The organism is Fodinibius roseus (assembly GCF_900129315.1).
In the GTDB taxonomy this organism is placed as follows: domain Bacteria; phylum Bacteroidota; class Rhodothermia; order Balneolales; family Balneolaceae; genus Fodinibius; species Fodinibius roseus.
The window spans coordinates 1-26,238 of record NZ_FQUS01000034.1 but is presented as its reverse complement, the minus strand read 5'-3'; the positions used below and the strand labels follow the sequence as shown (position 1 = coordinate 26,238).

18 protein-coding genes are annotated in these 26,238 nt (G+C 44.0%); 17 read left to right on the top strand and 1 reads right to left on the bottom strand.

The annotated features are described in order from the left end of the window. The first annotated feature begins 173 nt into the window (after positions 1-173). The 4 genes from BUB16_RS19730 to BUB16_RS19715 all read left to right on the top strand — a co-directional run bounded on the left by BUB16_RS19730 (position 174) and on the right by BUB16_RS19715 (position 6,723). Positions 174-374: an ATP-binding protein gene (locus BUB16_RS19730; RefSeq protein ID WP_073068337.1), complete on the top strand. Its 201-nt coding sequence runs from the start codon at positions 174-176 to the stop codon at positions 372-374. Between the two features lie 265 nt (positions 375-639). After that, the gene (locus BUB16_RS19725; RefSeq protein ID WP_073068336.1) at positions 640-3,729 is read left to right on the top strand and encodes a SusC/RagA family TonB-linked outer membrane protein; all 3,090 of its coding nucleotides are present in this window, start codon (positions 640-642) and stop codon (positions 3,727-3,729) included. A 20-nt stretch (positions 3,730-3,749) separates the two neighbouring features. Beyond that, positions 3,750-5,195: a RagB/SusD family nutrient uptake outer membrane protein gene (locus BUB16_RS19720; RefSeq protein ID WP_073068334.1), complete on the top strand. Its 1,446-nt coding sequence runs from the start codon at positions 3,750-3,752 to the stop codon at positions 5,193-5,195. Positions 5,196-5,241: 46 nt separating this feature from the next. Beyond that, positions 5,242-6,723 (top strand): sulfatase, encoded by a 1,482-nt coding sequence (locus BUB16_RS19715; protein WP_073068332.1) that lies wholly within the window; start codon positions 5,242-5,244, stop codon positions 6,721-6,723. 204 nt (positions 6,724-6,927) lie between these two features. Here the strand turns inward: BUB16_RS19715 and BUB16_RS19710 are convergent, their stop codons facing one another. Then, complete coding sequence (locus BUB16_RS19710; RefSeq protein WP_073068330.1) at positions 6,928-7,965, bottom strand: Gfo/Idh/MocA family protein; 1,038 nt, start codon at positions 7,963-7,965, stop codon at positions 6,928-6,930. A gap of 566 nt (positions 7,966-8,531) precedes the next feature. On the opposite strand from BUB16_RS19710, the gene BUB16_RS19705 reads away from it, so the two are divergent. The 13 genes from BUB16_RS19705 to BUB16_RS19650 all read left to right on the top strand — a co-directional run. Beyond that, positions 8,532-10,955 carry a SusC/RagA family TonB-linked outer membrane protein gene (locus BUB16_RS19705; RefSeq protein ID WP_073068328.1) on the top strand — a complete coding sequence of 808 codons (2,424 nt, stop codon included), beginning with the start codon at positions 8,532-8,534 and terminating at the stop codon, positions 10,953-10,955. Then, entirely contained in the window at positions 10,952-11,605 is a 654-nt protein-coding gene (locus tag BUB16_RS19700; RefSeq protein WP_073068326.1) for a SusC/RagA family TonB-linked outer membrane protein, read from the top strand. The genes BUB16_RS19705 and BUB16_RS19700 overlap by 4 nt, the downstream gene beginning before the upstream one ends. Positions 11,606-11,662: 57 nt before the next feature. Continuing rightward, positions 11,663-13,150 carry a RagB/SusD family nutrient uptake outer membrane protein gene (locus tag BUB16_RS19695; protein ID WP_073068324.1) on the top strand — a complete coding sequence of 496 codons (1,488 nt, stop codon included), beginning with the start codon at positions 11,663-11,665 and terminating at the stop codon, positions 13,148-13,150. 72 nt (positions 13,151-13,222) lie between these two features. After that, positions 13,223-14,782: an arylsulfatase gene (locus BUB16_RS19690; RefSeq protein WP_073068322.1), complete on the top strand. Its 1,560-nt coding sequence runs from the start codon at positions 13,223-13,225 to the stop codon at positions 14,780-14,782. 161 nt (positions 14,783-14,943) lie between these two features. After that, the gene (locus tag BUB16_RS19685) at positions 14,944-16,119 is read left to right on the top strand and encodes an amidohydrolase family protein (protein WP_084088463.1); all 1,176 of its coding nucleotides are present in this window, start codon (positions 14,944-14,946) and stop codon (positions 16,117-16,119) included. 17 nt (positions 16,120-16,136) lie between these two features. Next, positions 16,137-16,895 carry a carbohydrate-binding family 9-like protein gene (locus tag BUB16_RS19680; protein ID WP_084088462.1) on the top strand — a complete coding sequence of 253 codons (759 nt, stop codon included), beginning with the start codon at positions 16,137-16,139 and terminating at the stop codon, positions 16,893-16,895. Between the two features lie 483 nt (positions 16,896-17,378). Then, positions 17,379-20,594, top strand: coding sequence for a SusC/RagA family TonB-linked outer membrane protein (locus tag BUB16_RS19675; protein ID WP_073068320.1), 3,216 nt, complete (start codon positions 17,379-17,381; stop codon positions 20,592-20,594). A 51-nt stretch (positions 20,595-20,645) separates the two neighbouring features. Further along, positions 20,646-22,403, top strand: coding sequence for a RagB/SusD family nutrient uptake outer membrane protein (locus tag BUB16_RS19670; protein WP_073068318.1), 1,758 nt, complete (start codon positions 20,646-20,648; stop codon positions 22,401-22,403). A 228-nt stretch (positions 22,404-22,631) separates the two neighbouring features. Then, positions 22,632-22,991: a hypothetical protein gene (locus tag BUB16_RS21300; protein ID WP_139240395.1), complete on the top strand. Its 360-nt coding sequence runs from the start codon at positions 22,632-22,634 to the stop codon at positions 22,989-22,991. Between the two features lie 64 nt (positions 22,992-23,055). Continuing rightward, positions 23,056-23,598, top strand: coding sequence for a hypothetical protein (locus BUB16_RS19665; RefSeq protein ID WP_139240394.1), 543 nt, complete (start codon positions 23,056-23,058; stop codon positions 23,596-23,598). 412 nt (positions 23,599-24,010) lie between these two features. Further along, positions 24,011-24,169, top strand: coding sequence for a carbohydrate-binding family 9-like protein (locus BUB16_RS22330; RefSeq protein ID WP_084088461.1), 159 nt, complete (start codon positions 24,011-24,013; stop codon positions 24,167-24,169). Positions 24,170-24,657: 488 nt separating this feature from the next. Continuing rightward, positions 24,658-25,899, top strand: coding sequence for a Gfo/Idh/MocA family protein (locus BUB16_RS19655; RefSeq protein ID WP_073068314.1), 1,242 nt, complete (start codon positions 24,658-24,660; stop codon positions 25,897-25,899). Positions 25,900-25,942: 43 nt separating this feature from the next. Beyond that, on the top strand, positions 25,943-26,238 hold a 296-nt coding region (locus tag BUB16_RS19650), incomplete at its 3' end, for a 3-keto-alpha-glucoside-1,2-lyase-like domain-containing protein (RefSeq protein WP_139240393.1).

The following is a 26,238-nucleotide window of genomic DNA, read 5'->3' as shown; positions in this document are numbered from 1 at the left end:
CTGTATATAATAATCTCTGTGACTCAACGATTACCTCTCCCTAAAATTTATCTGCAATAGAGCGTAAAAACCGTTAAAATTATTGAGGACGGTTTTTCAGTTTTCGTGATCGGTCCGACACACAACCCAATCCAAAACATCAACACCCGCCGCCATGAGCAGGACGTTTGCTAATGGACCTAATCGAGACCCGTCACCAGGAGTCCTCCACCATCCTTTGCTCGCAAATACCGGTCAACGGATGGCACAAATTGATCGGAGAAGGGACCATCGCTGATGCAATTTTAGATCGGGTGGAGTATTCTTCGCATCGATTGGAACTGAAAGGCAAGTCACTTCGCAAAAAAACAACGCTTGACCCCCATGAAAATTAACCGCTAATATTGCTAGTGGAAAGTGGCACTGTTTGGCCCGAAATGGGTGGTACTATATGACCGAAATAGCAAAATAAATATTCTAATTAGTCAAAATATTGGTAGCATGAAGCGACTGGGGCTTTAACTTTGAATATAGAAAGTAGGTGAGTATTAGCAATTTATCACCTGGGGGCAAATAAAAAAATGAGGAAACATTAAATCTCATTACAAATAACGGGTATGAGATAATTCAGCTTTTTTTAAAACTATAAACACTAAGACTATGGAAAAAAATATACGGTGGATTACAGTGGGATTAGGGGTAATGTTTTTAACACTCTTCGCATTGACTCCCAATCTATATGCCCAACAGCAAAACGTTAGTGGCACGGTTACCGATGCTGCCACTGGAGAGACACTTCCGGGGGTAAATGTGGTAGTTAAAGGCACTACTGCAGGGACGGCCACAAATGCAGGTGGAGAGTTTAACCTGACTGTCGAGAGTCTGCAGGATACCCTTGTGGTTTCCTTTGTAGGGTATGAAACCAAAGAGGTAGCGATAAATGGAAGAAACAATTTAGAAATTGAGTTGCAATCAGCAGCAATATTCGGTGAAGAATTAGTTGTGATTGGCTATGGTACACAGGAAAGGAGGGATCTGACAGGTTCTGTAGCTTCTGTAAATTCAAATGATTTTGAGGCTGGATTTCATACTAATCCCGATCAAATACTGCAAGGAAAAACTTCCGGTATCCAAATAAATCAAGCAACCGGGGCGCCGGGGGCGCAGTCCAGAGTGAGAATCAGAGGGACCGGTTCGATTAATGCTGGTAACTCACCATTATACGTAATCGACGGAATGCCAATCACTAATAGAACTCAACCTACGTCTAGTACGCAGACCAGTAGTCAGCCATCCAATAATCCATTGGCAAGTTTATCACCAGGTGATATTGAATCCATAGAAATTTTAAAAGATGCATCGGCTACTGCTATTTATGGAGCCAGAGGGGCTAACGGTGTCATAATGATAACAACGAAGCATGGTGAAGAAGGTTTTAAAATAAATTATAATGGTACTGCCGGAGTACAAAATGTAGCAAACAGAATGGATGTACTAAGCGCTGAGGAATATGTATCGGTAAAGAACGGTCTCGCCGAAATAGACGGTGAACCTCCCGTATTTAGTCAATCTGACATCGAACAAATAGGCCCGGGGGTCAATTGGCAGGATGAGATCTATCGCACAGCAGCTATTCAAAACCATCAAATAAGCTTTTCCAGGGGGCTCGAAACCACAAATTACTATCTGTCCTTTAATATGTTTAATCAAGAGGGGCTTGTTATAAACTCAAATATGGAAAGGTACGCGGGTCGATTTAATATTGATCACTCAACGGAGAATCTAAAATTTGGACTTAACCTTTCTACTTTACTGGTAGAAAATGATCAGGCTCCTCAGGGTAAAAGTGCTAATGAAGGAGTAGGTGTGATAGGTTCCTCAGTAGATATGGATCCGACTATGCCTATTTTTGATTCTGATGGCGAATTCATGAGACATTCAGTCATCACAGCAGATAATCCTCTTGCCATATCAAACGGTGTGTCAATCTTAGACCGGACCTACAGAACTTATGGTAATGCATTTTTGGAGTATGAAATAATGAACAATTTAACAACACGAGTAAACTTTGGAAGTGATAGAAATGATCATCGAAGTGATGCATTCAGTTCTTCCCTGACACTGATGGGGGAAGGCGCAGGTGGAATGGCGGATGTAGTAACAAGAGAATCAACAGACTATCTGGCTGAATTTACGACAAATTATAGCATTGTGTTAGGCAAGGTGCATGATATGTCTGCTATGGCTGGTATAACCTATCAAAGCTTTAACTCCAAGAGACTTAGTGGGGAAGCCACCGGTTTTCCCTCTGAAGTGACCAGGACTGATAATTTAGGTTTAGGTTCCCGAGAATCTTATGGTTTAGGTACAAATGCCGTTGAAAACAGGCTGTTGTCTTATCTGGGAAGGGTTAACTATACCCTCAGTGATAGATATTTGTTAACAGCAACATTCAGGGCAGATGGTTCTTCTCGATTTGGGCCGGAAAACAGATTTGGATACTTTCCCTCTTTTGCATTGGGTTGGAGATTATCCGATGAACCTTTTATGGATAACATGAAGTATATTTCAGAATTAAAGGTAAGAGGAAGCTGGGGTATAACCGGCAATCAGGAAATTGGAAATTTCAACTATCTACAAACCTTGAGTGGGGGTGGAAGTGCGGCATTTGGGGGAAACGCTTATACAACAGTTCGCCCTGAACGAATACCCAATCAGAATTTACAGTGGGAAGAGACAACTCAAACAAATATTGGTGTAGACTACAGTTTACTGGATAACAGGCTCTCCGGATCAGTTGACTGGTATAGCAAGGATACGGATAATTTATTATTAAATTTACCCGTACCGTCAACAAGTGGCTTTTCTTCTATACTAAGTAATGTAGGTAGTGTCAGAAATACAGGTTGGGAATTTCAATTGGAAACAAGAAATGTAGTAAATTCTAATTTTAATTGGTCAACTTCTGCTAATTTAACTTTATTAAATAACGAAGTTATTGATCTGGGTCCGATTCCTGAAATTATTCACGGTTTCGGTGGAAACGTTATCAGCCAATTTGCGCTTATCAGGCCCGGATTTCCCTTGAATTCCTACTATGGATGGGAAATAGAAGGAGTATTTCAGGAGGGTGACGATATAGCCTCTTCTGCTCAGCCTGATGCAGAACCGGGTTATTGGAAGTTTAAAGATCTAAATAATGATGGGGCGATAACGTCTGAAGATAAGTCGGTCATAGGTTCTCCTCATCCAGATGTCACATTTGGTGTAACAAATAACTTCAATTATAGAAGATTTAGTTTGCGGGTCTTTTTGAGAGGAGTCATCGGGAATGAAAAATTAAATAGTAATTTAATACGAACTTATCATCCGATAGACCGGAGAAGAAACGCGTTAAGAGAACCTCTGTTAAACAGATGGACTCCGGAGAATCCGTCGAATAAATACCCATCCGGTGCTAATTTGGGAGTATATGCAGGCGGAGGCACCATAGTACATAATGAGGTGGTGGAAGATGCTTCGTTTATGCGTCTTCAGAATGTGACACTGGGTTATGATCTGCCCAGTGTTCTGGGGAATATATTTCAAACCGCCAGGGTATATATAACTGGCCAAAATCTGGTAACTATAACAAATTATTCTGGGTTTGATCCTGAGGTTAGTTCTTTTGGTGATTCGGATGTACTTGTAGATTATAATACCTACCCATTTGCCAGAACATTTCAACTCGGAATTGATATTACTTTTTAAATTAAAAGAGAGGATGGATTATGAGAAAGTATGAAAATAAGCAACTGTTTTTCACAGTGGGTTTTATTATGGTTTTATTGGTGTCTTTTGCTTGCGAAGGACCCCTGGAAATGACTCCCAAATCTGAATTAGCTCCGGCGAATTTTTTGAATACTGAAAAAGGAATTAACTCAGTACTTTTTTCAGCATACAGTAGTATTCAGTTCAGGAATCACCATAAAATAAACACTGCAGAATGGCCCAGCAGACATTTACTACAAAGAGGCGGTGGACAAAGTCGTCGTGCTACCTTGTATATGAATTTTACATGGGATGCTACTGAAAACTGGTGGTCAAATGGTTTCTGGGATGACTGTTATGAAGCCATTCGTGATGCTAACATAGTGTTGGATAATGTCGAAAATGTCGAAACCAGTGAAAGCAGGAAAAGTTTAATTGCGGCAGAAGCAAGATTTGTAAGGGCGAGTGCCTATTTTTACCTTTTTGACTGGTTCGGCCCAACCCCTTTGGTAACCTCCAGTAATCCCGAAACCTTAGAACCTTCCCGTAGCCCGGAAGAAGAAATAAAAAACTTCATCGAAAGTGAATATACTGCTATTGCCGATATTTTGCCGTCTGAAAGACCGGATGAGGAAGCAGGCCGGGGAACCAAAGGAGCAGCTTTAGGTATGCTTACAAAGTTTTATTTAAATACGAAGCAATGGCAAAAAAGTGCACAAACGGCAAAACAAATTATGGATATGGGAATCTATGAGTTACATCCGGATTATTTTGAGCTCTTTCAGGAAGAAACTACTCAAAATAATAATGAATTTATTTTTGTACATCCTACAGCCAAAGAAGCAGGATTGGGAACTAATGTTATGGCCTCTATTTTCCCTCCAAATTATCCTACTCCAGGTTCTCATGTAAATTGGGCAGCACATGTAAAGCTTGCTGATGTATTTGTAAATTCTTTTGACCCTGATGATGAGCGTTTGAAATTAATTGTTACAGAATATGAAGATCTTGATGGGAATCATGTGCAGCTTCTCGGAAATGATGAGTCCAGACCTTTTAAATATTGGCCGAATGAGAATTCAAATGGGTTACATGCAGGTCACTATTTACCGGAAGTTCGTTTTGCGGATATTTTATTGTCACGAGCCGAAGCACTGAACGAGATAAACGGACCCAGTCAGGAATCTATACTTTTAATTAACAGGGTTCGCAGACGAGCGGGGATTAGTGATTTGGAGCTTTCAGATTTTTCAGATAAAGATCAGCTGAATGAGCATATATTACAGGAAAGGGAGAGGGAATTTTATTATGAAGCTAAGAGAAGACAAGATGAAATCCGACATGGTGTATTTATTTCAGATGCCCAAAGTAGAGGCAAGAATGCACAACCACATCATGTATTATTCCCGTTACCACAGTCTGAAATGGATGCAAATCCTAATTTAGAGCAAAATCCAGGTTATTGACCCTCGCAAAATGAGAATACCTACAGTTATTTACAATACTTAAGCTATGAATTACAAAAATATAAGCTTGTATTTTTTTTCTATCCTCGTTTTAGCAACGAATGTTCTTGCTGCTGATACAAAATCACAGCCGAACATCGTGATTCTCTTTGTCGATGATATGGGATGGGTGGACACCGGGGTGACCGGCTCCGATTTGTATCGTACGCCGAATATCGACAGGTTAGCTGATGAGGGTCTGCTTTTTACAGATGCCTATTCGGCCAGTAACGTCTGTTCACCCTCTCGCGTAGCCCTGATGACAGGATTGGCCCCCGACCGAAGTCGTGTGAGCGACTGGATTGACGGTCAGTGGGCGAACAGTGATAAGGCATGGCGGGCCGAGAAACCCCTTCAACCGCCGGAGTGGACGAAAGAACTGGAGTTGCACCATGATACCATGGCGGATCTGCTTAACGAGGCCGGTTACCGTACTGCTCATATCGGGAAGTGGCACCTGACACCCCGTATCTACGATCATGAGATCGTTGAACCGTACTATCCTTACAACCGGGGATTTGAGGTGAACATTGCAGGTAACATGTGGGGCGCGCCTGGTTCATATTTTTGGCCTTACCACCGAAACAATGCTGAGGGGTTCGAGAGGCGTATTGGGAATTTCCCACCCGAGGAGGAGACCGAAGGACTGTATCTGACCAATATGTTAACCAACCATGCCGTACGGCTTATTCAGGCGTGGAAAAACGAACCATTTTTTTTACATTTCTCATATTATCAGGTTCACACCCCGATCCAGGGTCGATCCGATATGGTGTACCATTACAAACAGAAACTGGCTACGAGCGAAGATTTTCTTCAAACTGACCCGCAGTATGCGGCAATGGTTGAAGCCGTGGATCATTCGGTGGGTCGGGTTCACGCCAAGCTGGAGGAACTGGGCCTTGATGAAAATACACTGATTATTTTCACATCCGATAACGGGGGCAAGGATCGCGGCGATGGTACACCCACCAATAACTTCCCGCTGCGCGAAGGCAAGGGGTCGGCTTATGAAGGGGGGATCCGTGTTCCGGCAATTGTTCGGTGGCCAACTGTCGTGCCGGCGGGTACGGTCACCGGAGAACCTATAATCACCCATGACTTTTTCCCGACCATACTTAAAGCAAGTGGGGCAAAAGCCGACCCGGAGCACTTGGCGAGCCTTGACGGCTTATCTCTCATGCCACTGTTGGAGGACCCTTCAGTGTCGCTGGACCGCAAAGCGTTGTACTGGCACTATCCGCACTATCACGGGGGAGGGGCCACCCCCCACTCTGCCGTACGTACAGGCGACTGGAAAGCGATTCACTTTTATGAGGATGACCGGATTGAGCTTTATAATCTTGCCGATGATCTTGGTGAACAGAATGATCTCAGTGAAAAGATGCCCCGGAAAGCTGCTGAGATGAGGGAGATAATTGAGGCACGACGGGAGGACGTCAATGCCCAGGATCCTGAGCCAAATCCGCTTTATAGTATGGAGGAATGAAAAAGAGAGGGGTTTATAATTTTGAATCCAAAAAACAGTAATTGATTTAAGCTAATATCTTTGGAATACAATGATACGATCAGAAATGAATAATTCTATCCAATATTTTCTTTAAAATCGAAATATACTGCTGTTTTAAATCATTACATATAACCAATTTGAATCCGTAAATTGTAGTAATAGATTCTTAAGTTTGAACAACCTTTAATCCAGCTCGGACAGTTTGACGGGTTTTCCAGTTTTAGCTGAAATGTCTGCAGCAAATATAACTTTGTGGGTAGCAAGCGCCGTTTCAAAATTGGTCAGCTTCATTGGCTTGTCTTCCGCTATGCTCTCCACGAAAGACTGGAACAGTGATTGATACGGATGATCTTCTACTTCACCCGAGCCGATCATCGGTGCGGCAATACGACTCCACTGTTCTTTGGTGGTTCCTTTCAATTTTTCACTGTAGAACCGATCGTCCAACAGGCCCCCCTCACTGCCAGACAGGTGAATGTGAAAATAGTAGGGTTGAAGAGCGTCGATTAACGAAGCAACCTTTCCAATTCGGCCGTTTTTAAATTTCAGCAGAGTTACCAAGGTGGTATCGTATTCATACGGCTGGAAGTGCGGGTTGCCAGACTTGTTACTGTAACTGGTTACCTCTTCTACTTCTCCACCCATATACCATAACAACAGATCAAGTGCATGGCATCCGGCTGTGAGAAGGCTACTCCCTCCCATATTTTTTTTAATATTCCATTTGTACTGGTTTGCCCAAGGGCCGATACTATGGTAGTAGTCAACCTCACCGTAATGCAGCTCGCCCAGAAGGCCTTCATCGATCATGGAACGGATCGCCATACCTTGTCCGCTGAACCTTACCTCAAAGCAAACACAGGCCTGAACTCCTGCTTTCCGGATCGCTTTCCCTACTTCTTTAGCATCTTTATAATTTAAGGCAATGGGTTTTTCAATAACCATGTGTTTGCCTGCATTGGCCGCAGCGATCGCCTGAACGGGATGAAGCGGGTGTTCGGTACAGATGTCGATGATATCGAGAGTGTCGTCATTAAGCATTTCATTATATTCTTTATAGACCTTCAATGGGATTCCCAATTGTTGTTCCAGCTTTTTCCGTTTTAGATCCCTACGCGAGCAGACAGCTGTAACATTTGCATCTGTTATGTTTTTGAATGCCTCTATATGGGCGCCGGCTACTGAGCCATAACCCACAATTCCAATATTTAAATCACTCATTTTTATATTTTCTGTGATGTTTTCATTTTAAATTAATTTATTTTATTCAGGTGTGAATTGAAACTTTATTCTCATATGAATAACTAGACCGATTAGAAAGTATTATTTTTTGGACCTGTTGGTATCTGTGGCATTTTGGACTTCCATAATATTTTCAGTCCAATTAGTATTGAGCGGGTATTCGTGATTTTTCGTCATTACTCGCAGGCCCGATTCAGGAATGCGTCCGTGCATTTTCTTACAGGTCCGCTCCTATCTTTTTGCTACGTTTGTACATTTTTTCGTTGTATTCGGCTTTTTCGGCCTCGTCGCGTCAGGTAGTACGTTCTTCATTTATTGATTTGGCATTATATTTTTTTCAATCGCTGCTCCCGGCGGGTGCGATTGATCTGCTCGGCGTTTGCAAGCAGTTTGTCTATTTCCTCACTCAGCTATTGATGTTAACCCTGAGCTTTCCTGGAAGTGCAAAAAATCTATTACCATCAGTCAAAAAAATGGTAGTGTAAAAAGATCGAGACCTTTAAGATTGATTTAAGATCTTTTTATATAAGACCAAAAATGGGATTATGAGGAAAAATATACAATGGAGCAGAACGGGATTATGGATAGTGATTTTAATACTCTTTGGTGTTACTGCCAATGTCTATGCCCAACAGCAAGGCATTAGCGGCACGGTAATCGATGCCAGTACATCGGAAACATTGCCCGGGGTGAATATTCTGGTGAAAGGGACCACGGCCGGTACCTCGACCGACGGCGAGGGAAACTATGAGCTGGAGGTGCCGTCCCTGCAGGACACCCTGGTGGTTTCCTTTGTCGGCTATCAAACCCGGGAGGTGCCTATTAACGGGAGAACTGAAATTACGGTACAATTACAGCCTCAGGCTATTGCCGGAGAAGAAGTCGTGGTGGTAGGATATGGAACGCAGGAGGCGGAAAATCTTACAGGTTCTATATCAACTAAAAATGCGGATTTTATAAAAGATAGGCCACTCACGAATGCATCGCAGGCGATACAAGGAATTGGAGGAGTTTATGTCAATCAGGAAGGTGGACAGCCAGGGGCGGATAATGCGACGATTCGTATTAGAGGCATTAGCACGTTTGGCAACAATAATCCATTAGTACTAGTCGATGGCGTTGAGGGTAGTTTGAGGGATGTAAACCCTATTGATATTGAGAACATTTCGGTTTTAAAAGACGCAGCGGCGGCATCAATTTACGGAAATCGGGCTGCCAGTGGGGTTATACTTATTACAACAAAGTCGGGAACTAAAGGAGGAGACCTACAAGCTGACTATACTGGATATTTCGGCATGCAGGAGTCAACCTTTCTGCCGGATGCGGTTTCTAATGCAGTAACCTATATGGAGGCCCGAAATCAGGCCTCACTGAATGAAGGGCAAGATCCTCCATATAGTCAGGAAGCGATCGAAGAATACAGGAATGGTACTGATCCAGATATATATCCAAACACCGATTGGATGGATGTTATGTTCAATCCTGCCCCAATGCAGGAGCATAACCTGCGATTGCACGGTGGAAGCGAACAGGCAACGTACTCTTTTACATTAGGGTATCTGAACCAAGATGGCGTTCTGATGGGGACCGATGCAGAAAAATATTCTCTAAACACAAATTTAAAATATGACATAACGGATAAACTGTCAGTCGGAGCCAAGATTTCTGGTACCTATTGGGATAGAAGGGAAGGAATAGGTGGTACGTCATGGGTCATGAATCTTACTTTTAGGGCCCTTCCTATTCATCCCAACAAGCTCTCTGATGGTCGATATGGCGATACTTGGTTAACTACTCCCGGTCACAACGTATTCAGGGATCCTGTGGCATTAGCGACAGAGGGTAAAAACGATATAGAGTCCTTGCGTCTGTTAGGTCATATAGATGTAAATTATGTGCTTCCTTTCGGATTTGAGTACAATTTGAATATTGCCGCAAACAAATATGATTTTCTGCAGTCACGATTCCAGCCAAATTTAAACTATTGGAATCCTAAAACCAATGAGTCGAGGGAAATACGATTCAGTGACGTTCGACATGCTTATAGAAACGATCAAAACAATCTGAATACGACCTTCTTTCAAACGTTAAACTGGACCGGGGATATCGGTGATCATAGCAACGTAGAGACACTTATTGGGTTCAGCAGAGAGACGTTTATGAATAGAGGTTTCAACGCTCGAAGAGAAGGTTTTTTTGGCAATACTCTCTATGATTTGAATGCGGGTTCTTTGAATGATAGAGCCCGCGGATCCTCCTCAGAATCGGCGCTCATGTCATATTTCGGAAGAGTAAATTATACTCTTTTGGAGAGGTATCTCTTAGAGTTTAATTTTCGTTACGACGGTTCTTCACGGTTTGCAGAAGGCAATCGTTGGGGGTTTTTCCCATCCGTTTCCGGAGCTTGGCGGGTTAGCGAGGAACCTTTTATGAGTAATGTAGAAGTGCTTAATGAATTTAAGCTACGCGCTTCATGGGGAACGCTGGGAAATCAAGATATCCCCCTGTTCAGCTATGTCAGTACTGTCCAGTTGAACCAAGGACATTCGTTCAACGACAATTTGGTGCCTGGCGCTGCTATTACTTCGATAGCTGATCCCGACATAACCTGGGAAACGACCACGATTAAGAATTTCGGTGTAGACCTTCATCTACTGAATAATAGGTTGGGGCTCACGGCCGACGTTTTTGATAAGAAGACAACCGATATACTTACCCAGATCAACGTTCCCGCTCAGGTAGGTAATTTAGGAGGACCCACCACAAATTTATACAGTATGAGCAACAAGGGCTTAGAGGTAGAAGCCAATTTTCGAAATTCCGTGAGCAACGACTTTAGCTACCATATTACTGGTGGTGCAGCATATGTAACTAATAACGTTGACTTTTTGGATGGTGATGTTCAGTATGGAGGCAACACAAGATGGGGTTCTATGTACATAATTACCGAAGGCCATCCGGTGCGGTGAACTCATTTTACCTGCTGGACGCAGAAGGTATTTTTCAAACTGAACAAGAAGTGGAAAACCATGCATTTCAAGAAGAAGATACACAGCCGGGTGATCTTAAATATCGCGATGTCAATGGGGATGGGGTCATTGACGGTGATGATCGTATTATCACCGGAAGTTCAGTACCTGATTGGACCTACTCATTTACGCTTGGTGCAAATTTTAAAGGATTCGATATCGAAGCATTCTTCCAGGGAGTAGAGGGTATCGACACCTACCCAACGCGTAACTTGGCTTATCCGGTGGATAATGGGGCCGGCATCACTCAGGAACAGCTTGATTACTGGACGCCAGAGAATACGGATGCCGCTTATCCGCGGATAGGACTTCCGTTTAGAGGCACCCGTGCTAATTATCAGTTATCCACTTTTTGGCTCCAAGACGCATCATTTTTGAGATTGAAGAATTTACAGATCGGCTATACTTTACCAGCTTCGATGATAGATAAGTTGAATATGAGAAATCTGCGGGTTTATCTGAACGGTCAGAATCTCTTCACGTTGACCGATTTTACGCTTTTTGATCCCGAAAAAAATATCACGCAAACGAATCTTTACGGATATCCCACTGTGGCAATATATAGTGTTGGTCTCAATATAGAATTTTAGTATGCATCTTAGCATTATACGCTATGTAGATTCTTAAACCGATAATAAATAATTATCATGAGATATTTAGTCTTGTATATAGCATTTTCAGTATTGACTGTAACTTTTTTTTCTTCCTGTGATAAGAGTTTGTTGGATACTTCTCCTTCCAATGACTTTACCGAAGATATTTACTGGCAAGAAGAAGCAGATGCCTTAGCCGCAATTAATGCAACTTATGCAGCTACACGGGGGCATTGGTATCGGATTGTGCGGACTATTTTTACCCCTAATTCCCTTAGTGACGGGCGTCATATACAGTTACAGTTGGGGACTCATAACCCTAGCAATGAAGATCTCTTTCAAAATTGGTGGAATGGTAATTATCAAGGTATAGGTAGGGCCAATAACCTGCTGGGTAATATTGATCAAATTGAAATGAATGAAGAGCTTAAAGAAAGGATTAAGGGGGAAGCACGATTTTTGAGGGCGTTCTTTTATACAGATTTGGTGAGTCTATACGGAGGTGTACCGTTGATTCTTGATCCACCAAATTTTGAGGAGCATAAAGACCTTCCACGCGATTCAAGAGAAGAGGTAATTGCACAGGTGTTAAATGATCTGGATTTTGCTATCGGTGTACTTCCCGACTCGTACAGCGGCTCGGATATAGGTCGTGCCACAACTGGCGCTGCACTAGCTCTGAAAACAAGAGTTTTACTATACGAAGACAGATGGGAGGAGGCGGCAGCGGTTGCTCAAGAAGTGATACAATTGGGAGAATATAATCTATTTCCCGACTATAGAGGGTTATTCATGCCAGCTAATCAAAATAATCAGGAAGTTATATTTGACTTGCAATTTACGGAACCGGATTATACTCACAGCCTTGATGTATTGTTGGAACGTAATTATGCTATTGCTCCGCAAGCAGATTTGGTTGACAGTTATTTAATGATTGATGGTAAATCTATCAATAATTCACAGTTATATGATCCTGAAAACCCTTATAAAAACAGGGATCCCCGATTGAAACAAACAATTGTTTTGGAGGGATCAATGTTTAGAGGACAGACTGTTCCAGAAGATAAGCAATTTAATACAGGATATGGGTATAAGAAAAATACTACCTATTTGGATTCTGTGTCTGCACCCGTGAATGTGAATTCGGATCTAAATTTTATTGTTTTACGCTATGCGGATCTGTTGCTGATGTATGCAGAGGCCCAAAATGAAGCATCCGGCCCCGATGAGTCTGTTTATGAGGTTTTGAATCGTATTCGGAATCGGGCAGGAATGCCGGATGTGCCAACGGGTCTCTCACAGACAGAGATGAGAGAGATAATACGGCATGAGCGGAGAATTGAGTTAGCCGGGGAAGGCCTCTATTATAATGATATTCGTAGGTGGCGCATCGCCGAGGAGGTTATGAATACTGAAGTTTTCGATAATAACGGCGAATTTCTTCAGTCACGCTCCTTTGATCCTGAAAGGGATTACTTGTGGCCAATTCATGAGGAAACTATACAAGATAATCCTGCCCTCGATCAGAATCCGGGATACTAGAAAATGTGCATCTTCAGGGATTAAATTTATCTGGTTGAACAAATTCTATAATGCAATTTTAAACAAAATATTATGTATTGGAAGAACAAATCTGTTTTAATATTGTTGGTGATCCTGCTGATAGGTTGTACGCAAGAGTCCCCAACGTCGTCTCAAAAACCCAATATTATCTACATTCTGGCTGATGATCTGGGCTACGGGGAGTTGGGGGCCTACGGACAGGAAATAATTGAAACCCCTAATATAGACAGGTTGGCTCAAAACGGGATGATGTTTAGCCAGCACTATGCTGGTTCAACGGTGTGCGCTCCGACACGCTATATACTGATGACGGGTAAACATTCCGGTCATGCGTATATTCGCGGCAATAGTGCACGTCCCGGACGCGATGTTTGGGATTTTGAAGCCTTGCGGGAGAATCCCGAGCGGGAAGGGAATCTTCCCATTCCCGATTCCACCGTTACTGTTGCGGAAGTCTTGCAAACCGGTGGTTACCAAACAGCGGTAGTTGGTAAATGGGGATTGGGAGGCCCCGGCACGGAAGGCCTTCCCAACGATCAGGGATTTGATCTCTTTTATGGGTATTTAGACCAGGCTTTTGCACATACGTTTTATCCAATTTACTTATGGAAAAATAAGGAACGCGTGTTTTTAGATAATGAGCCGGTTAATCCTCATATCGGAAGGTCTTCCGATTCCGGTAATTTGGATCCTGAAGATCCGGCAACTTATGAACCTTTCCACGACCAACCGGACTATTCGCCAGCATTGATGTTGGATGAAATGCTCTCCTTTATAGAGGAATCCGGAGAGGATCCCTTCTTTTTATATTATGCAACCCCCATTCCCCATGTATCCTTGCAGGCTCCGCAGCGCTGGATTGATTATTACCGGGACAAGTTGGGGGAGGAGAAGCCCTATTTGGGTGATCAGGGATATGCTCCCAACCGATATCCCCGTGCTACTTATGCCGCAATGATATCGTATTTGGATGAACAGGTTGGAGAACTCATCGCTAAACTCGAGGAAACCGGCAAATATGACAATACCTTGATTATGTTTTCGAGCGATAATGGCCCGACATTTAATGGAGGCGTAGACGCTTCTTTCTTTAATAGTGGTGGACCTTTTAAAGAGACCCGTGGCTGGGGAAAAGCATTTGTCCATGAAGGGGGAATCCGTGTGCCGATGATTGCCAGCTGGCCCGGAGTCATTGAACCCGGTAGTAAAACGGATCATCTGTCAGCCCAGTGGGATGTAATGCCGACCTTAAGTGATATTGCAGGAGTTGATGCGCCGGACAACATCGACGGCATTAGCTTTGCTCCAATTTTAAGGGGTGATGAAGAGCAACAAAGAAGACATACCCATCTGTACTGGGAGTTTCCGGCCTCGGGCGGTCAGCAGGCTGTGCGTTTAGGCGAATGGAAAGGAATACGTAAGAATATCATAAGAACCGGGAATATGGATATTGAGCTTTATAACCTGGAAGAGGATATACAGGAACAGCACAATATAGCTGATCAACATCCGGAGATTATAGAGAAAATAGAGGGGATTATGCAGAAAGAACATACACCTCCTGCCTTAGATAATTTTAGGATGGAAGTTTTGGAGGAAGGAAAAAAATAATTTAAAAAAAAGGTCTCGGCAATGCTTTTACCATAATTGGAGAAGCACTAAATATTGGTTAAAATGCTTATCCAACTTATTAACTACAATATTCCCGATGAGGGTTATTCATTTCCCTTTTTGCACTACATTTAAACGGTTGTTTACCTTAAAAGGACACTATGCAAACTAAAAAAATATCCATATGGATTACTGTACTCCTTGTGATTTTGGGTGGATTCGGAGGATACTATCTGCGTTTCCAAACTGAATTGGAAGGTTTACTCCTACGGGACTTTGATCCGGAAATCGATTTGGAAGTACCGGTAACGAATATTAAAAAGGCGAAATATCCGGTCGTTGATATCCACCTTCATATCAATCCCGATATTGATCCGGCAACTCAAATTCAGCGGATGGATTCTCTCAATGTTTTAAGCATTTTCAACACAGGATATGAACGAAACTTTCTAACCGGAGATACCCTGAAAGCATACAGGAATAAATTTAGTAAACAGTATCCCGGACGATTTCCTACGTTTAGCCATGTTGATTTTACCAACATTAATGATCCGCAATTCGTCCAGAATGCAGTAGAACAGTTGGAACGGGATGTGGAGAACGGAGCTGTTGGTCTGAAAATATTTAAAGATCTGGGACTAAAATACCGGGACGAAGAAGGCAACTTGTATCGTCCCGACGATTCCAAATTTGATCCCATTTGGGAAAAAGCAGGAGAACTGGAAATTCCGGTGGTTATTCATACCGGTGATGTGGTGTCTTTTTTCAAGCCTGTGGATCGGCATAATGAGCGGTATCTTTCTCTGGCGGTCGAAGGTACCTCACGGGCACAGGCCTGGGCCTGGCATGGTAAAACAGACGGCTATACCCATGAGGATTATAACCATATGCTGGAAAACGTGATTAAAAAGCATCCCAATACTACCTTTGATTTAATTCATTGTGGAATGATGTATGAACATCTTGCCGATTTAGACCGGATACTTGAAAAATATGATAATGTCTATTTTGATATTGCAGCCAGTGCGAAGCATCTCGGCAGGCAACCGCGCTTCGCCAGGGAACTTCTAGTGAAACATGCCGACCGGGTTTTGTTTGGCAATGATATAAAAAACCATGTTGATAAAAAAATTTACAGATATTTTTTTCGTGTTTTGGAAACAGAAGATGAATATTTTGAACATCCGGAAGATCATCTTGGCTTACCTTGGAAAGTTTATGGACTTAACCTTCCGGACAGTGTATTAAAGAAGTTATACTATCAGAATGCCCTGAAGGTATTTCCTTCCGTGGCAAAAAAGTTGAAGCAGCAAGGAATACATCCGGATTTTCAATAAATTAATCAAGTCCACTAATGGGAAATAATATTTTACTGTTTCTGTCTGTTTCTCTTTTTTTAACATTCATGCTTGTTATAAATGGTTGCTCAGAAACGGAAGAAGAGGATAAGAACTATATGTACACCGTCACACGAATAGATCAGCCGATTGAAATTAATGCTGAATGGAATAAAGAACCCTGGAACAACATCCCTTCTATACGCCTTGACAACCATATCAGGGAAGAACCTGAACCCAGGCCGGAAGTTCATGTCAAGGTATCCTATGATGACGAAGCCCTTTATGTTATTTTCCATGTGCAGGACCAATACGTACGATGTGTGGTGGAGGAATACTTTGGACCGGTTTGGACAGACAGTTGTGTAGAGTTCTTTTTTACTCCGAATACGGATCTCTCGGAAGGGTACTTCAATCTGGAAACCAATTGTATTGGTACTGCTCTCTTTGCATTCCAGAAAGAAAGAGGGGTTGGTCGGGTCGATATCCCCGAATCTACGTTTAAAAAGGTAAAACTCGCTCATTCGATACCAAGTGTCGTGGAACCGGAAATAACGGAGCCTGTTACCTGGACGATTGAATACCGGCTGCCGGTTGAAATTTTGACCAAGTATTCGGATGTGACCCAACCTGCTTCCGGAGTTGAGTGGAGGGCTAATTTTTATAAAATAGCTGATAAGACTTCGCATCCTCACTATCTTAGCTGGGCATTAATAGAGCACCCTGAACCTCATTTTCACCTTCCGGAATATTTTGGTACAATAGTTTTTGAATAGATTTCCGATCGGTTGAATGCTTTAACTGTTCATAACGACTGTATTAGTCGGTAGAAACTCTCGATATGGCCATGTCCATCAGTTTCCCACCTCTGCCTACAGCAACCGTTCCATTTGAATTAGCTCTGCCGGTCTTTCACCCCGATGATTTTCTAATTTCTAATACGAGATCGGATTGAGAGTACAGGCAGGCTTGGGAGGGGATTTTAAAAAGACGGGGGGCATGCAGAACATCGGATACAACCAGGATCTCACAAAACTGAAGATGGTCACATTTAATCATTAAGTTTTTCCCGATAGGTGCAAAATAAGTATCTCTATCAGTCAAAAGAATGGTAGCATAATGCTGGGGAGCTCATAAATTGGGATATACATGTGATATACGTCTGAATACTTGGTTGTCAGAGGTTATAAAGTGTAATTGCAAGGGATAACCATAGCGGGAATAAGATATTCAGCTTCTTTTAAAACTAAAAGCGGACTATGGAAAAAAATATACGATGGATTACAGTGGGATTAGGGATAATGTTTTTATCACTCTTTGGATTGCCTGCCAACCTATATGCTCAACAGCAAAATGTTAACGGCACGGTAACCGATGCGAGCACATCGGAAACAATGCCGGGAGTCAATGTCTTGGTGAAGGGGACTACCATGGGGACCTCTACCGATGCGGAAGGGCGTTACGAACTTGTGGTATCTTCTTTAAGCGATACCCTGGTGTTTTCATTTGTCGGGTATCAAATAAAAGAAGTGCCGATTGACGGAAGAACAGAGATCGATGTTTCCATAGAGCAGGCAGTTACTGAATTGGAAAAGGTTGTGGCCGTTGGTTATGCTTCCCGCCAGGCAGGGGAAGTCACAGGTTCTGTTTCTATGGTGAGTGCAGAGCAAATAGAAGAGGCTTCTGCTGTTAATATCTCTGAGGTTTTAAGAATCACCACTTCCGGTATTACCGCGACGGAGTCCCATACACCAGGAGAGGGTGCTACAATTCAGATTCGGGGGCTTACTACGATCAACGACAACAATCCTCTTTGGGTTGTGGACGGGGTGCCGGGAGCTCCCCAACCTCCTCCTGAGCAGGTCGAGTCCATTTCTGTACTGAAAGATGCTTCTTCTCAGGCCATTTACGGTGCCAGAGCTGCCAATGGGGTGATCCTCGTTACTACAAAATCCGGTAGGAAAAATCAAAAAATGCAGGTTAATGTAAGTACAAAGTACGGTTTTACCCGGAATGTTGAGGAGTATAATTTGCTCAATACTAGGGAATATGGTGAAATGCTTTGGCTGGAAGCAAATAACGATGGCATTGAAAATTTTAGTCACGCTTTATATGGAAGTGGAGATGAACCGGATATTCCTGAATACATTTTGCCTGCAAGGGGAGGAAGTGTAGATCATTCACTGTACGACAACCAGATGAGTCATGTGGATGGGGATGACACTTTCCTTATAACGAAAGCCAATCAGGAAGGCACGAATTGGTATGATGTATTGCTACGGGATGCCTCTTTTCAGAATTACAATATAGATATGAGCGGTGGAAGCGAAAACGCCGTTTATGCTGTTCAAGCAGGGTATACCGAAGAACAAGGTATGGTAAAACATACCGGTTTCGAACGCTATACAATCCGTTCCAATACTACCTTTGATCCTCTGAAGTGGTTGGAGATAGGTGAAAGGGTTGGAATAGAATATTCCGTCGATGAGGGCAGACAAGCTACTGGCGGTCGTCATGGTGCTTTTAGTTCAATTTCCACGCTCGCACCCATCATTCCTGTATATACAATTATGGGCGACTTTGCAGGAACAAGGGTTCCTTCTACCGGAAATGGCTATAACCCTTTATCGTTAGCCTATCATAACCGGTATGATGAGCGGAATAGCTTAAGTATTAGTAACAATATTCATGCTAAGGCGACCATTTTTAAGAATTTGGAATTTCAAAGCCGTTTTGGTTATGAATTTACAAAACAAGAAAACGAGGACTATTCTTATTCTATGGTAGAGAGGTCAGAAAGAGATAGGTATACACAATTTTCTTTAACTAACAATAACAGGCAGAATATGACCTGGTCCAATACCCTGGAATACTCTGACACTTTTGCCGGATTGCACGATGTTAATGTTGTAGTAGGTACTGAAGCGGTTGATAACCTCTGGGAATGGAATAGTGGACAGGGGGAGAAGTTCTTCTCTAAGGACCCCAATTACATCCAGTTGGATGCGGCCGAACAGAATAAAAATGTCAGTGGTAGTCTTAGTGAATGGAGTTTATTTTCCATGTTTGGACGTGTAAATTATCAATATGACGATAAATATTTAGTAGAGGGAGTCATCCGGAGGGATGGATCTTCTCGCTTTGGGGAGGAAAATCGTCACGGAAATTTCCCGGCAGTATCCGTAGGATGGAGAATGACTAACGAAAGTTTCATGGCCTTCACAGACAACTGGTTGAATTTACTTAAGTTGCGTGTAGGTTATGGAAAAACAGGTAATGACCGCATTGGTAACTACAATTCATTTACGAGTTTTGCATCGAGTTTAGGAGGAGGGCTTGGTTCATATTATCCCATAACGGGCATTCAAGATGGGCCCGGAGATCGAGGTTTTTATCGTTCCTCCTATGGCAATCCCGAAGTTCGGTGGGAGACAACCACAACTTATAACTTTGGTTTGGATGCAACTATTTTTGAAAACATTGATTTAACCGTAGACTTGTGGAAAAGGAAAACAAATGATATGCTTTATCCTAGGCTATTTCCTGATGTACTGGGTAGAGCCACTCCTCCTTCAGTTAACGTGGGTACTATGGAGAACAACGGTATCGATGTTGAGTTGGGATACAACGGGAGTACATTAAATCAAGAACTCGTGTATAACGTTTCCCTGAACGTATCCCATTACAAGAATGAGTTAGTAAGACTTACCAATGTAGAGGAGGAGTTTCTTGCTGGTGGTGAGGCGGCACAGACACAAAATACGAGAACCGAAACCGGAAGGCAATTCCCTGAATTTTACGGGTATATAGTAGAAGGCATTTTCCAGAGCCAGGAAGAAGCGGACGATCACCCTGCTGCATTTGGAAGTGGAGGAACATATAATGAGGCGGGCCACTTTAAATATAAGGATGTCAATGGTGATGGTGTCATCAACTCCGACGATCGTACCTATATTGGTGATCCACACCCGGATTTTACTGCAGGATTATCATTTAACCTGAGTTATAAGAGATTTTCTTTAAGCACCCACTTATATGGCATTTATGGGAATGAGATAGGTAACATGGCTAGAAGGAGATTAGATTTTCAATGGTATACTATGAATCGGTCGAAAAGAAGGCTATATGAATCTTGGGGAAGCCCTTACTTGGAGAATAATGAAAATGCCAAGATGCCCAAAATTGGACAAGGTGAAACCGGCAGTATGAGGGAATCGAGTTATTTTATAGAAGATGGATCTTTTTTGCGTATGAGGAACTTACAATTGGGTTACGATCTGGGTAGCCTGTTTGATGGGGATGCTTTTACTTTAAGGAGATTTCAAATTTATGGGCGGGTAAGCAATGTCTTTACCATAACGAATTATTCCGGAGTGGATCCTGATGTACAAGGAACAGGTATGGATAAAGGTATAGATAGGGGTGAATGGCCTACTCCCAGGCAATTCATATTGGGAATGAATATTGGTTTTTAACCAATATCATATGAGCACAATATTTTTTAACAGATTAAGCAAATTTATCTTATGAAACGAATAATCAATCTAATATTAATTACCCTGCTAATAGGGAGTTTGTATTCCTGCAAAGAGGATTTTCTTTCAAATCAACCTGCAGGTAAGACGGCGGGAGATGTGATGAAAACGCCCGAAGGAGTTGAAGGTTTGTTGATTGGCACTTATGATAAGCTTTCAGGTGACGGAAACTGGAACGCCTCTTCAATGCTCGATTGGGTATGGGGAAGCATGTCTTCAGATGATGCTTACAAAGGCGAAAGTGGAAGTTCACCGTTATCTCTTTCTAATATAGAGCGTTATTCACCTATTGCATCGGATCGTAACTATTCACACCGTTGGAGAGTGTGCTACGACGGTGTTAACAGGGCAAACACGACACTGGAATTTCTTCAAGAAACCCAGGAGGGGGATAATCCAATATCTGACGATCGAGCGATGGAAATTGAGGCTGAGGCTAAATTTTTAAGGGCTTATTATCATTTTAAAGCAACGATTCTTTGGGAAAAAATTCCTTACATCAAAACCGAAGAAGAAATGGGTATGAAGCCTGAGGAGGTCCCCAATGACTCGGAAGGTTGGGATGAGATCGAAGCGGACCTTCAGTTTGCCATTGATAATTTGGATGATACGCCCCCGAAAGGAGATGTTGGCCGAGTTGACAAGTGGGCTGCCAAGGCTTTTAAAGCCCGTGTGCATATGATGCAAAACGAACTAAGTGAGGCCAGACCACTTCTTGATGACATCATTAACGGTCCGTTTGAGTTGGCTGATCATTATTATGATAACTATAATAGTGCTAAAGAGAATAATAGCGAGTCTATATTTGAAATACAAGCTTCCAAAACTGAGTTTGGAGGTCCTTTACAAGCAAACCATTTAGGTCCTATGGGTCCTGTGTGGCCCTATGGGGGTCCCGCTCCAACGGGTTGGGGTTTCTTTCAGCCTTCTAAGGACCTTTTTAAGGCCTATCAGACTGTTGAAGGACTGCCGGTATTGGATAAGGAAGACAGGGAAGAATTAGCTACTGATATGGGTATTAGCAATAGCGAGGAGTTTCACCCCACCGATCATCCTCTTGATCCACGTGTAGACTGGACTATTATGCGCCGTGGCATTGATTACATGGGCTGGGGTATTCATACGGGAAGTGACTGGATACGTAGTCCAAGTACCGGTGGACCGATGATGACCAAGAAGTATACGTTATTAAAGGAAAACGAAGAACATCTTTTTGGGGGAGGATTTGCTTCTGCTCAAAATTGGCAAGTTTTTCGTTTATCTCATATCCTCTTATGGAGAGCTGAAATACATGTTGAAAATAATGAATTTGATGAAGCTCGGCATCTTGTAAATCAGATCAGACAACGTGCACAAAACACTGATCCTGTTATGGGGCGTGTCACAACATATGTGTTTAGAGCTCCGCCTTCAGATGAAAATATAGACTGGGATCAACCCGCTGCTAATTATGACATTGAATTGTATCCTGAAGGTGCTGATGCTTTCTCCACCAAAGAAAAGGCAAGAAAAGCGGTAAGACTTGAACAACGGCTTGAATTTGCTACTGAAGGTTTGCGTTTCTTCGATCTTAGACGTTGGGGCATAGCTGATGAGGTATTAAATGATTTTATTGAAGATGATGTTACATATAGAAACTTCATGCAAGATGCACATTTTGATGCAGAAGTTAATGATTATTGGCCATTGCCTGAAGGTCAGCTTGATATTCAGGAGGGTGTCCTAGAGCAAGACCCGGCTTTCAGGTGAACGATAGGGAATAAATAAATGAAATTCTAAAAAAAATAAAAGAGAGGTGCGTGTTTTATACTCCCTTTCTTTTATTTTTGAATAATTTCCATTCAATGAATTTTAGATTTTAAACCTAATTCCGTGAGTTAATTGTTTAATATTCTTATAACTTCAAATTTTCCAATCGGTTAGCGTAAATCGTATATTCACCTAATCAGGTGAATCCAAAAGCTAACCAACTAGCTTATGAATTTCGAATTCGAACTGACGTCTACCCCACTGACACCCACGGCTGGGCTGGCCTTTGTGGGCAGCCAGCTAGAGGATCCCAAATTCGTCCGGCACCTGGAGAACCTGTGTCCCCATCAGCATAGCCGGGGACGCATCCCCGACGGGGATCTCGCCAGTACGATGATCGGCCTCATCAGTGTGGGCAAACCCCACTTCCATGCGGTAGAGGAGTTTAGGGAAGACCGGTTTTTTCCAGGCGTTGGGTGTGCAGCAGCTGCTATCGGCAGCGATCCTGCGCCAGAGTATCCAGGGGATGCCAGATCAAGCCGGAGATGCGTTCCGGGATTGTACTACCCGCCTGCTGCGGGTCCATAAGAGGTTGCTGGCCCAAGACCATCACGGCCAATCCTGGCTATCCGTCAATATCGATGTGTCCCCGATGGATAATTCCGGCTCCCACAAAGAAGGTGTATCCTGTACCTACAAGAAGTTTGACGGCTATGCCCCCATCTTTACCTACGCCGGCCCTCATGGGTTCGTGCTGAACAACCATAACCAGTTGCGGCCCGGCTCTTCACATTGCAATTGCGAGGGCACCAAAGACTGGCTGAGCCAGACCCTGAAGCGTGCTGAGGCGGTGGCCCCGGAAGGAATCCGCCGGCTGGTGGTCACCGACGCCGGCCACGAGGCGGCCAAAAATATGCTGTTGTTTACACAGACTCCAGACACCGATTTTTTAGTCAAACGCAACCTGCGCCGCCAAAATCTGGCTGACTGGCCGATGCTCGGCGGCAAAACGTCGAGCCGGACGAGCTTGACCCCGGGGTCCGAGCTTGGTATGGGGAGCGCACCGAGACCGTTTCTATCGAGACCGATGAGCAAGACGAACAGAAGGAACTCTCCCTGCGGGTGGTCTGGCGGGCCACAGAGCGATTTGCCTGCCCCGACGGACAACTTTTGTAGCGCCACACATCACTATTGATGCCTACTGGACGTCCTTAGACTGGGCCCCGGCCGATATCCAGACTTTTTACCAGCAGCGCGGAACCAGCGAACTCAAGACCGACCTCGATCTGGAGCGACTGCCCTCTGGAAAGTTGCGGGCCAACCGGCATATTTTGGATATGGGCATGATCGCCTACAATATCCTGCGGCTGCAGGGCCAGCAGATGCTGGACACCGGCTAGGTACCGAGCCGTAAGGTCTGCTGAAAAATAACTTATGGGTGTCTATATTTTCTGCCCGGCTGCTGGGCAGCTGGCAGGACTGTCTCTGGGAGGACAGAAAATCAGCGAATAAGACCCAAAAGTCTTCCCAAAAAGGAAGACTTACTTACCCAAGACCTCTGTGCAACCCGAAAGGTTCTTCATTATCAGCTCTGATTCGAAAAATAAGTGAAAGAACGTATTTTAAATTTCTTAATTCACGGATTCAGGTTTTATAAAATAGCTGATAAGACTTCGCATCCTCACTATCTTAGCTGGGCATTAATAGAGCACCCTGAACCTCATTTTCACCTTCCGGAATATTTTGGTACAATAGTTTTTGAATAGATTTCCGATCGGTTGAATGCTTTAACTGTTCATAACGACTGTATTAGTCGGTAGAAACTCTCGATATGGCCATGTCCATCAGTTTCCCACCTCTGCCTACAGCAACCGTTCCATTTGAATTAGCTCTGCCGGTCTTTCACCCCGATGATTTTCTAATTTCTAATACGAGATCGGATTGAGAGTACAGGCAGGCTTGGGAGGGGATTTTAAAAAGACGGGGGGCATGCAGAACATCGGATACAACCAGGATCTCACAAAACTGAAGATGGTCACATTTAATCATTAAGTTTTTCCCGATAGGTGCAAAATAAGTATCTCTATCAGTCAAAAGAATGGTAGCATAATGCTGGGGAGCTCATAAATTGGGATATACATGTGATATACGTCTGAATACTTGGTTGTCAGAGGTTATAAAGTGTAATTGCAAGGGATAACCATAGCGGGAATAAGATATTCAGCTGCCTGAAAGCTAACAAAACTTGATTATTATGAGTAAAGATACACGTGTGACCAATTCGGAATCGAAGAACATGGATCGTCGGAAGTTTCTCAAAAATAGTATGCTGGGAACCGTAGGGGCCGGGCTTACTTTCTGGGGAGGGAGCGATTTGTGGGCGGCGAATAAAAGTCCGTTAATCACCAGGCCCCTGGGCCCGGGCGAGCAGTACAAGGTGGGGATTTTGGGCTGCGGCAACCGGAGCAAGAGCCATATTTCCGCCCTGAATGATGTCCCGGAGATTGCCATAGCCGCTCTGTGTGATTTGGTGCCGCATAAGATGAAGCGGCGCGCGGAGCTGATCGATCAGGGCCCTGCCCCGGCGATGTATACCGATATGGAGGAGATGTTCGGCCAGCAGGAGCTGGATGCGGTGGCGATTGTCCTGCCCAATTATCTGCATACGGAGCCGACGATCGCTGCCCTGGAGGCGGGCAAACATGTCTTATTGGAGAAGCCCATGGCCCTCACGGTGCCCGAATGCAACGATATTATGGCCGCCGCTGAACGTTCCCGGAGGGCCCTGCAAATCGGAACGCAACGACGGCATAGCGATAATTTCAACATACTGGTTGAGACGATTCGCGAGTCTCCGCTGGGGCAGCTCCTGCAATCTGATGTCAGCTCTTACCGGGGCGACTGGCGGGTGCCCGGCAACGATGAGTATCCTCCCGGGGTGGATTACTGGCGGCTGGATCAACAGAAGTGCGGGGGGGTCGTCTATGAGATGGGCGCTCACATTATCGACGTCAACAACTGGGTGTTCGACAGCGAACCGGTCGCGGTGACCAGCATGCAGAGCGTGAATAACCACACGCTGCGCTCGAGGGATTCCACCGATCACGCCGGCGTCCTCGTGCGTTACGCCAACGGTGCGCTCATGAATTACGGGGGCAACCTGTATAACTATGGACCCAATACCCCAGACTACTTTTTCGGGGAGAACGGGTCCGTTGAATTTACCGGCGGTGAGGTCTCCATCCGTTACGGGCAGCCCAAAGGCGTGCCGACACGGGGAGAGGTGCCGGAACCACAGAATAAATCCCTCCCTGACCGGAACGGTACATTGGGGCAGTGGAAACATTTTACCCGGGTGCTGGCCGGAGAAGCAAAGCCTTATCCGGATGGATACATGGGGCGGCAAACCATTCAGATTTGCCAGGGGGCGGTTCTTGCAGCCCGGGAGGGCCGGACCGTGGAGGTAGACGAACTCGACACGATCGCGGAGCTTTGAAGAGTAGATAATCAATGCATAGATAACCTAACGGAAGAGATACATGAAAGACGATAGTACCACGGTTACCCGGCAACAATTTTTTGCAACGCTGATACCCGGGGGGTCCCCGGGCGGCGTTCCCGAAAAGGCGGTCGCCGGGAGCGAGCAGGATGAGTTCGTCAGCCTGTTTGATGGGCAGACGCTGGAAGGATGGCATACGAATACAGGGGAGATAGGACACGGTACGGGGGGGAGATGGACTGTAGAGCAAGGCGTAATTACGGGCCAGCAGGATCCCCCCGGTTCTGGAAACGGTGGGATTCTGATGACCGATCAGGCGTACGGGGACTTCGAGCT

Excerpts from the sequence above, each read along its gene's own strand:
- BUB16_RS19730 (WP_073068337.1), top strand. The coding sequence starts at position 174 with ATGGACCTAATCGAGACCCGTCACCAGGAGTCCTCCACCATCCTTTGC.
- BUB16_RS19725 (WP_073068336.1), top strand. The coding sequence starts at position 640 with ATGGAAAAAAATATACGGTGGATTACAGTGGGATTAGGGGTAATGTTT.
- BUB16_RS19720 (WP_073068334.1), top strand. The coding sequence starts at position 3,750 with ATGAGAAAGTATGAAAATAAGCAACTGTTTTTCACAGTGGGTTTTATT.
- BUB16_RS19715 (WP_073068332.1), top strand. The coding sequence starts at position 5,242 with ATGAATTACAAAAATATAAGCTTGTATTTTTTTTCTATCCTCGTTTTA.
- BUB16_RS19710 (WP_073068330.1), bottom strand. The coding sequence starts at position 7,965 with ATGAGTGATTTAAATATTGGAATTGTGGGTTATGGCTCAGTAGCCGGC.
- BUB16_RS19705 (WP_073068328.1), top strand. The coding sequence starts at position 8,532 with ATGAGGAAAAATATACAATGGAGCAGAACGGGATTATGGATAGTGATT.
- BUB16_RS19695 (WP_073068324.1), top strand. The coding sequence starts at position 11,663 with ATGAGATATTTAGTCTTGTATATAGCATTTTCAGTATTGACTGTAACT.
- BUB16_RS19690 (WP_073068322.1), top strand. The coding sequence starts at position 13,223 with ATGTATTGGAAGAACAAATCTGTTTTAATATTGTTGGTGATCCTGCTG.
- BUB16_RS19685 (WP_084088463.1), top strand. The coding sequence starts at position 14,944 with ATGCAAACTAAAAAAATATCCATATGGATTACTGTACTCCTTGTGATT.
- BUB16_RS19680 (WP_084088462.1), top strand. The coding sequence starts at position 16,137 with ATGGGAAATAATATTTTACTGTTTCTGTCTGTTTCTCTTTTTTTAACA.
- BUB16_RS19675 (WP_073068320.1), top strand. The coding sequence starts at position 17,379 with ATGGAAAAAAATATACGATGGATTACAGTGGGATTAGGGATAATGTTT.
- BUB16_RS19670 (WP_073068318.1), top strand. The coding sequence starts at position 20,646 with ATGAAACGAATAATCAATCTAATATTAATTACCCTGCTAATAGGGAGT.
- BUB16_RS21300 (WP_139240395.1), top strand. The coding sequence starts at position 22,632 with ATGAATTTCGAATTCGAACTGACGTCTACCCCACTGACACCCACGGCT.
- BUB16_RS19665 (WP_139240394.1), top strand. The coding sequence starts at position 23,056 with ATGGATAATTCCGGCTCCCACAAAGAAGGTGTATCCTGTACCTACAAG.
- BUB16_RS19655 (WP_073068314.1), top strand. The coding sequence starts at position 24,658 with ATGAGTAAAGATACACGTGTGACCAATTCGGAATCGAAGAACATGGAT.